This is a genomic window from Spirulina sp. CCY15215 (assembly GCF_016888125.1).
Taxonomy (GTDB): domain Bacteria; phylum Cyanobacteriota; class Cyanobacteriia; order Cyanobacteriales; family Spirulinaceae; genus CCY15215.
Genome location: NZ_JACSWA010000457.1, coordinates 1 through 5,302, shown reverse-complemented (window position 1 = coordinate 5,302; position 5,302 = coordinate 1). Strand labels below are relative to the sequence as shown.

Genomic DNA, 5,302 nt, shown 5'->3' with positions numbered 1-5,302 from the left:
ACTATCAACTATCAACTATCAACTATCAACTATCAACTATCAACTATCAACTATCAACTATCAACTATCAACTATCAACTATCAACTATCAACTACTTACCTATCAACTATCAACTACTTACCTATCAACTACTTACCTATCAACTACTTACCTATCAACTATCAACTATCAACTATCAACTATCAACTATCAACTATCAACTATCAAATGAGCGGCATTTGCGGAATTTTTCAGCGCGATCGCCAGCCGGTGCATCGCCAACTTCTTCAAACTTTGACGAATTCGATCGCCGATCGCGGACCCGATGGGCAGAATATTTGGTGTGAAAATCATATCGGTTTGGGTCATACTCTGTTAATTACTACCGATGAGTCGATCACAGAACGACAACCTCTAACCCTAGACGGCAAAACCTTGATTACGGCTGACCTTCGCCTCGATGGACGCAAGGAACTCATTGCCAAATTAGGCGATCGCGCAACCGCGATCGCCCCCCATTCCCCCGATGTCCTTCTCCTTCTCCACGCTTATCAAATTTGGGGAGAAGACTGCTTAGAACATTTGCTGGGAGTGTTTGCCTTTGCGATCTGGGACGATCGCGCTCAAAAATTATTTTGCGCCCGCGATCGCCTCGGGGTCAAGCCATTTTTTTATGCCAATCTGGGGGATGTCTTTCTCTTCAGCAACACCCTCAACTGCTTGCATTTGCATCCTGCTGTTTCTCAACATCTCAATGAAGAGGCGATCGCGGATTTTCTCCTCTTTGGGTTCAATCATAACCCGCAAACAACGACCTTTAAAGACATTCAACGACTACCGGGAGGGCATTCTCTCACCGTCACTGGCGATCGCCTCTCTTTGCGCCGTTATTGGACTCTCCCGGTCCCAGAAATGATTCGCTATCGACAGCCAGAAACCTACATCGAACAGTTTCAAACCTTGTTAGATGAAGCCATAGGCGATCGGCTGAGAACCGAAAAAGTAGGCATCTTTTTCAGTGGCGGCCTCGACTCGACCAATATGGCCGCAACTGCCCTCGATGTTGCCAAAAGTAACAACTTTAACCTCGATCTGCAAGGGTTTACCGTCATTTACCGCGATCGCATCCCCGATCGCGAAGAAAAATACGCTCAATTAGCCGCCGATGCCCTTGAAATGCCCCTCCATTTCCTAGTCGCCGACGATTACCAACTCTTTCAAGGGCAAGAACTTCCCCACCTAAAAACCCCAGAACCTTGTCTTAATCCTTTTCCCCTCCAAGATGAGCATCAATACCGACAAATCGCCCAACACAGTCGCATCGGGCTGTATGGTGAAGGAGCAGACGAAGCCCTACGCGCCTCAAAAGTGATGGATTTATGGGGAAAAATGCCGGCGATCGCCTTGTTGGGAGATTTAGTAAATTGTCTGAAACGGGGTTTGCAGCCCCAATGGGGAACGGGAATTTTAGGGAAGGTTCGGCACTGGAAAAAGGAAAATAACGAGGATGACGGCTATCTGGACTGGTTTGATCGCGATTTTGAAAGGCGCTTGCAGTTGCGCGATCGCCTTCGCAGTACCAAAACCCCAGTAAAATCTCCCCATCCCTTTCGCCCCCAAGCCTATCAAGATTTACTGCAACCCATGTGGATGCTCAATTTTGAGGCTTCCGATCCAGGGTTTACCAGAATTCCTCTGGAAGTACGTTTCCCTTTTTTGGATCTACGCCTTTTGAACTATTTACTCTCCCTCCCGCCCTTCCCGTGGTTTATTAATAAGGAATTAGAACGAGCAACCCTATCTTGGCGCAGGGGACAAGGCGATCGCCAGGATCTGCCCGCCGCGATCGCACAACGCCCAAAAACCCCCCTCGCCGGACAACCGTTTTACACCTTTCTGCAAGCAGGTCAGCGACCTTGGGACGAATTGAAGGCGATCGATGCTATAAATGCTTATGTGGATGTAGAAAAACTTCTACAAGTGACCCGTCGGGAAAAATTGGATATTTATACAGCTTGGTGTAGTTTGCGCCCTCTCGGTTTGGGGCATTGGCTGCAACAATTTTGAGGAAAAGATATTTTATTTTTCTCTTCCAAAAATGAAAAAGATTTGTTAAGACAGACAAAGGAGAATTTTTATGGAGCAAGCAGCAATGTCAATCAACCCAAATTCTAGACGACCCTATCATAAACCCCAGTTGAAACTATACGGGGATATCAAAACTTTAACTCAAAGTTTTGCCGTTGAAGGAATTGCAGGGGATGGCTCGGGAATGAATGCTGTTCCCAATAAAACCAATTAAAAATGGGCAAAAGGAAGTTTACTTATCGAGTTTATGGCCTGACTTTATCGGCTAATCTTCCTATTCCTGGTTTAGTTCCTTTAACAAATGTAGAGACGTTTTCTAAAACGTCTCTATTCGCGAATGTATATTTAGGTGTTTTTCCCTCACTAACACAATTTGAGCGAAAAATATGGTATATCAGTTCAACAAACTGCGATACGGGAAAGCCTAATTTACAAGTTTGGCACTGTTGCGATCGCCTTCAGCCTTTGGAGAAAAGAACTCGGTTTTATTGGCAATATGGCGATGAAACCGAGTTTTTGATTCAGCGATCGCCTTTACAGATTTGGGCAAGATGGCCAGACTCTCTCACTTTGGAAGATACGGCAACTTATCTTTTGGGACCTGTCCTCGCTTTTGTGTTGCGATTGCAAGGGGTTCTCTGCTTGCACGCCAGCGCGATCGCCTTACAAGATAGTGCGATCGCCTTTATCGGGGCAGCAGGGGCGGGAAAATCCACGACGGCGGCGGCTTTTGCTCAACGAGGTTATCCCGTACTTTCCGATGATGTGGTGGCGCTAGACTGGCAGGAAAATACCCCTTTTGTGCGTCCTGCTTACCCTCGCTTGCGGTTGTGGCCGGAGTCCGTGGATTTCCTTTATGGTAGCCGCGATCGCCTCCCCTCTATTGTCCCCACTAATCCAACTTGGGACAAACGTTACTTAGATTTAATGCAGGAAAAGTATGCTTTTCAATCTTCTCCTTTACCCTTATCTTGCCTTTATCTTTTAGGAGGGAGACAATCTAACAATGCACCAAGAATTGAGCCAGTTTCTCCTCAACAAGCGGCGATCGCATTGATTGCCAATACTTCAACTAATTATCTCCTCGATCGCGATTTAAAAAAAGAAGAATTTGGCAGTTTAACGCATTTAGTGGCAGAAATTCCGGTCAAAAAATTATATCCTCATCGCGATCCCTCCTGCTTAGAACAATTAGTAGCAATGGTTTTACAAGATACAATTTAATCATTCAATTAAATTGTACTTCAACCAGAGAAAGATCGTCATCAAAGCGATCGTTAATATTGATCTCCTTAACGCGATCAATAATGCGATCGAGATGGCGATCGCCCTTTTGACAATAGTGTTTTAGCTCTTCAATAAACTCATCCAAACCCCACATACCCCCATTGGGAAGATCGAGTTCGTAAATCCCATCGCTAAAAAGATACAAACTCGCATTTGCAGCAATTTTCCAAGTGTTTTCCTGAAAATCTACATCCGGAAACATTCCAATCGGAAAACCTGGAGTTTTTAAAGATTCTACCCGCATTCCTCCTTCTGCTAACTCATCGGGAGAAAGCAAGATTGCTGGAGGATGTCCGGCACTCGCATAAACCAATTGGCGCGTTTTTTTATTGTAAACCCCATACCAAATCGTAAAATATTTATCATTTCGTTGGGTCATTTGAAATATTTCATTTAAACCCCGTAGAACATCACTCGGTTTGCGATAATTAACTTGCAATAGTCTTTTCGATCGCAATAAATTAATCACCGAAACCGAAGGCAATGCCGCCCGCAAACCATGACCAGAAACATCGAGTAAATACATCACCAAATGTTCGTTATCTAACCAATAAAAATCAAAACAATCCCCTCCCAATTGACTCGAAGGAATAAAGCGTACATCAATGGCAATATCTGTATCTTTTAGAGGTTCGGGTAAAATAGAACAAACATATTCAGCCGCTTCCGCCAATTCTGTTTCGAGGATTTGTTTTTGCTGTTGCAGATCGCTGCTGAGTTGGTGCAGGCGCAACCCCGATCGCACCCGTGCTTGTAATTCAAACATTTCGATAGGCTTGCACAAAAAATCATCGGCTCCTGCATCAAGACCTTCTACGCGATCTTCTACTGACCCTTTTGAGGTGAGCAAAATAAAAAACGTGGTGGAAAGTTCAGGAATCGCTTTAATATGAGAGCAAACTTGAATACCATTCATGCGGGGCATAACCCAATCGCAAATCATTAAACCCGGGGCAAGCTCCTTAGCCATGATCAATCCTTCTAAGCCATCGCTGGCGACGGAAACATCATAACCTCGGTTAGTCAAAGTACGCTTGAGCAACAGTTGAATCGCAGGGTCGTCGTCAACGATTAAAATTCGAGCCATAGCGGGTGCGATCGTTCAGGTCGTATAAGCTAAAAGAACATTCTTGGCGAATTGACTCCCCAAAAGTTAGAATCTTATGGTCATTCTAAACTAAGAATTCCCCAACAAAGTGCAAAACTGGAGTCGTGGGAAGGCAAAACCTCCCTCTAGAGTGTCGATCGCGATCACCGAGGACGATAAACTGTTGGAAAAACAAAAATTTTCTCTCCGAGTTTTCACTGATTTAGAGCAATCGAGCCAAGTTCAAGAGTGGTTTGATCGTAGTTGTGTTGTCTGCCTCGCCAAAACTGATAGGATTAAGTGTAAGTTGGCTTTAATCGAAGCCTTTACCAATGTCGTGCGCCACGCTCATCAGGGATTGCCTCGATATACCCCCATCGATTTAGAGGTAACTCTATCTCTCCATCAATTAGAGCTACGCATTTGGGATTTTGCGCCCCCTTTTGATTTTGATGCCCGTCTTCAAAAGGCTTTGGAGGCTAACGATAGCCTGTCGGGGGGAGGTCGCGGTTTAATTATTATCTATCAGGGTATGGATTTTGTCACATCTACCCGCACCGATGACGGGCGCAATTGTTTGCTGATGGTGAAACACTATGCTCAAGTTGAGGATGAGGGGGAAAGGGGATGAACTTTAATTTAGGAAGTTGGGCTAAGATCTAAGGAAAGAAGACATTTCCGAACTGGAAGCGATCGCCCTTTGATAAAAGGACTTATAGTTCATCTAAAATGTGAATCCTCTACTCTTGGCTCAAAAATGATCTAGTTCATCTCCTTGAAAACCATGACTCTCGCACCCCTAAAAACCCCGATTGTTTACCCCGAACCCGATGGCGAACCGATGGCAGAAAGTGACCCCG

At 44.9% G+C, this 5,302-nt stretch carries 5 protein-coding genes and 1 pseudogene; 5 read left to right on the top strand and 1 reads right to left on the bottom strand.

Annotated elements, in window-relative coordinates:
• The 4 genes and pseudogenes from JUI58_RS14650 to JUI58_RS14635 all read left to right on the top strand — a co-directional run.
• Positions 1-327 (top strand): annotated as a pseudogene (locus tag JUI58_RS14650) (hypothetical protein); the annotation flags it as partial.
• Positions 209-2,047, top strand: coding sequence for an asparagine synthase-related protein (locus JUI58_RS14645; RefSeq protein ID WP_204104537.1), 1,839 nt, complete (start codon positions 209-211; stop codon positions 2,045-2,047). The pseudogene JUI58_RS14650 and the gene JUI58_RS14645, both read left to right, overlap by 119 nt.
• 70 nt (positions 2,048-2,117) lie before the next feature.
• The gene (locus tag JUI58_RS14640) at positions 2,118-2,282 is read left to right on the top strand and encodes a hypothetical protein (protein ID WP_204104536.1); all 165 of its coding nucleotides are present in this window, start codon (positions 2,118-2,120) and stop codon (positions 2,280-2,282) included.
• A 2-nt stretch (positions 2,283-2,284) separates the two neighbouring features.
• Positions 2,285-3,292 carry a hypothetical protein gene (locus JUI58_RS14635; protein WP_204104535.1) on the top strand — a complete coding sequence of 336 codons (1,008 nt, stop codon included), beginning with the start codon at positions 2,285-2,287 and terminating at the stop codon, positions 3,290-3,292.
• Positions 3,293-3,296: 4 nt separating this feature from the next.
• Here JUI58_RS14635 and JUI58_RS14630 read toward each other — a convergent pair whose 3' ends face one another.
• Positions 3,297-4,442 carry a SpoIIE family protein phosphatase gene (locus tag JUI58_RS14630; protein ID WP_204104534.1) on the bottom strand — a complete coding sequence of 382 codons (1,146 nt, stop codon included), beginning with the start codon at positions 4,440-4,442 and terminating at the stop codon, positions 3,297-3,299.
• Between the two features lie 184 nt (positions 4,443-4,626).
• On the opposite strand from JUI58_RS14630, the gene JUI58_RS14625 reads away from it, so the two are divergent.
• Positions 4,627-5,073 carry an anti-sigma regulatory factor gene (locus tag JUI58_RS14625; protein ID WP_204104533.1) on the top strand — a complete coding sequence of 149 codons (447 nt, stop codon included), beginning with the start codon at positions 4,627-4,629 and terminating at the stop codon, positions 5,071-5,073.
• Positions 5,074-5,302: the final 229 nt, after the last annotated feature.